Origin of the sequence: Armatimonas rosea (genome assembly GCF_014202505.1) — a bacterium.
GTDB classification, from domain to species: Bacteria; Armatimonadota; Armatimonadia; order Armatimonadales; family Armatimonadaceae; genus Armatimonas; species Armatimonas rosea.
Window position 1 is genome coordinate 1,644 of the sequence record NZ_JACHGW010000016.1, and the last position, 3,365, is coordinate 5,008.

The 3,365-nt window shown below is 51.1% G+C and carries 2 rRNA genes (1 of these 2 only partly in view); both read left to right on the forward strand.

What is annotated here, in order from left to right:
- Positions 1-69: ribosomal RNA gene (locus HNQ39_RS29530) — 16S ribosomal RNA — on the forward strand (it extends 1,522 nt beyond the left edge of the window).
- Positions 70-307: 238 nt separating this feature from the next.
- Positions 308-3,168, forward strand: a 23S ribosomal RNA gene (locus HNQ39_RS29535).
- The 16S and 23S rRNA genes sit together here, the layout of an rRNA operon.
- Positions 3,169-3,365 lie beyond the last annotated feature (197 nt).

The window sequence follows — 3,365 nt, forward strand, 5'->3', positions numbered from 1 at the left end:
GCTGTCCGTCCATGGGGAAGAGCCAAGTGATAAAAGCAAATTTTACAAGGCGATTCGACTCTCTACCTAGTAGAGTCGAAATCGTAGCGAGTCTCGTAGCAAAGTTGCCCTAGCGGTAGCTTTGTTGAGTGGTTCTCTTAACAAGCACATCCACTTCGAACAGGTGGATGGAAGAGAGAGTTAAAAGACTCCCTAATATACGATTTGCAAGGAACGGCTAGCTGAGTTTACTTAGCTCGACGGTTCTTGCATTGCTGTGTAGTAGGGGAAGTTATAGGAGTGGCTAGCTCGACTAGCCCTCCAATCTGTTCAAGCTACGAAGGGCGCGCGGTGGATGCCTTGGCGCAAAGAGCTGATGAAGGACGCGGTAAGCGGCGAAACGCTTCGGGGAGCTGCAATCGAGCTTTGATCCGAAGATATCCGAATGGGGTAACCCGGCGGAGCGAACAGCTCCGTCACTTCTGCCTGAATACATAGGGCAGATAGAAGGCAGCCGGTGAACTGAAACATCTAAGTAACCGGACGAAAATAAAGTAATAACGATTCCGTCAGTAGCGGCGAGCGAAAGCGGAAGAGCCTAAACCATAGATCACGATTTATGGGGTTGCGGGGTCAGAGTCGTGGGATCTGAAGTATATAGTCGAACCCTCTGGAAAGTGGGTCCATAGAAGGTGAAAGCCCTGTAGACGAAATGTACGACAGCCCTATCTGATACCCAAGTACTGCGGGACACGAGGAACCCTGCAGGAATCTGGGAGGACCATCTCCTAAGGCTAAATACTCTTTGCGACCGATAGCGAAAAAGTACCGTGAGGGAAAGGTGAAAAGCACCCCGGGAGGGGAGTGAAATAGTCCCTGAAACCGCGTCGCCTACAAGCTGTCAAAGCACTATGCCAAGCTTGCTTGGAATGTGTGATGGCGTGCCTTTTGCAGAATGAGCCTGCGAGTTAACGTTAGTTGCAAGCTTAAGTGATAGATTCACGGAGGCGCAGCGAAAGCGAGTCTGAATAGGGCGTCTAGTAGCTAGCGTTAGACCCGAAACCGTGTGATCTACCCATGGTCAGGTTGAAGCGAAGGTAATACTTCGTGGAGGACCGAACCGGTGTATGTTGAAGAATGCTCGGATGAACTGTGGGTAGGGGTGAAATGCCAATCGAACACGGAGATAGCTGGTTCTCCTCGAAATGCATTTAGGTGCAGCGTTATTTGTTTACCGTCGGAGGTAGAGCACTGAATAGTCGATGGGCCCTCCAAGGTTACTGAGATTAATCAAACTCCGAATGCCGACGGTCTAAGAATAGCAGTGAGACAGTGGGGGATAAGCTTCATTGTCGAAAGGGAAACAGCCCAGACCCACCGCTAAGGTCCCTAAGTAATGGCTAAGTGTGAAAGGATGTGGGAGTACGTAAACAGCCAGGATGTTGGCTTAGAAGCAGCCACCATTTAAAGAGTGCGTAATAGCTTACTGGCCGAATGTACTCCTGCGCCGATAATGTAAGGGGGCTCAAGCCATTTACCGAAGCGTGGGAAGCAGTCTTTTGACTGCTTGGTAGAGGAGCGTTGTGTGCGGGTTGAAGCATGAGCGTAAGCACGTGTGGACTGCACACAAGTGAGGATGCAGGCATAAGTAGCGAAAAGACAGGTGAGAATCCTGTCCACCGGAAGCCTAAGGTTTCTGCAGTAAAGCTCGTCTTCTGCAGGTCAGTCGGTCCTAAGGCGAGGGCGAAGGCCGTAGTCGATGGATAAACGGTTTATATTCCGTTACCGTGCGTAAAGGTTAAACGTCTGGGGACGCCGTTCGTATATTTCATCTGGTGATTGGTTGTACCAGTTCCGCAAGGACGAGTGAAACCCTTCGGGGGGAAGCGAAGTGATGGGTATGAGGGGCCGAGAAAAGCCATGACGGTACAATACGTACGACCGTACCGCAAACCGACACAGGTAGGCAGGTAGAGGATACCAAGGTGTTCGAGATAACTCTCGTTAAGGAACTAGGCAATCTAACCCCGTAACTTCGGGAGAAGGGGTGCCAGAGCAATCTGGCCGCAGTGAAATGGCTCGAGCGACTGTTTACCAAAAACACAGGTCTGTGCAAAAGCGAAAGCTGACGTATACGGGCTGACGCCTGCCCAATGCCAGAATGTTAACAGGAGATGTCAGCGCAAGCGAAGCATTGAATCGAAGCACTGGTGAATGGCGGCCGTAACTATAACGGTCCTAAGGTAGCGAAATTCCTTGTCGGGTAAGTTCCGACCCGCACGAATGGCGTAACGACTTGAGCGCTGTCTCAACGAGAGACTCGGTGAAATTGTAACATGCGTGAAGATGCGCATTACCCGCTGCAGGACGGAAAGACCCCGTGGAGCTTTACTACACCCTGACATTGCTAGGCGGCATATTCTGTAGAGCGTAGGTGGGAGAGAGCAATCTCGCCAATGGAACACCACCCTGGATATGTTGTTTAGCTAACCTGCGCCGTTATCCGGCAAAGAGACCGTGTCAGGCGGGTAGTTTGACTGGGGCGGTCGCCTCCCAAAATGTAACGGAGGCGTCCAAAGCTGCCCTCAGGTTGGTTGGAAACCAACTTTCGAGTACAAAGGCATAAGGGCGGTTTACTGTGAGACCTACAAGTCGAGCAGTTGCGAAAGCAGGGCTTAGTGACCCTTTGGTTGTGTATGGGTGCGCCAAAGATCATCGGATATAAGCTACCCCGGGGATAACAGGCTTATCTTGCCCAAGCGCTCACAGCGACGGCATGGTTTGGCACCTCGATGTCGGCTCGTCGCATCCTGGGGCTGGATTCGGTCCCAAGGGTTAGGCTGTTCGCCTATTAAAGCGGTACGCGAGCTGGGTTCAGAACGTCGTGAGACAGTTCGGTCCCTATCCGCAGCGGGCGTAAGAAGTTTGATGGGAGCTGTCCCTAGTACGAGAGGACCGGGATGGACAGACCTCTGGTGTGCCAGTTGTACCGCCAGGTGCATCCGCTGGGTAGCTATGTCTGGTCGTGATAAGCGCTGAAAGCATCTAAGCGCGAAGTACACCCAAAGATAAGACTTCTCATGGAGTAGTCCAGTAAGGCCTGAGGTAGACCACCTCTTTGTGGCGCGGGATGTGTAATTGCAGTAATGCATTCAGCAAACCCGTAGCTATCGGCCGAGGGCTTGACAAGATTCCCCTTTTTTGGGGTATGACTTCCCTACTACCACAGTAAAAAACTAAATTACGGCAGTAAAAAGCTTAAGTAGTTGTACTGTTGTGTTTGTAGTGTTTGTCTTGTCTCTCCTCTTTTCTGTAGTGTTTGTGAAAGTGAATCGCTTAGTTGCGATGATCTCGCTATGCAGACGCTTTGTAAAGATACCCGACTC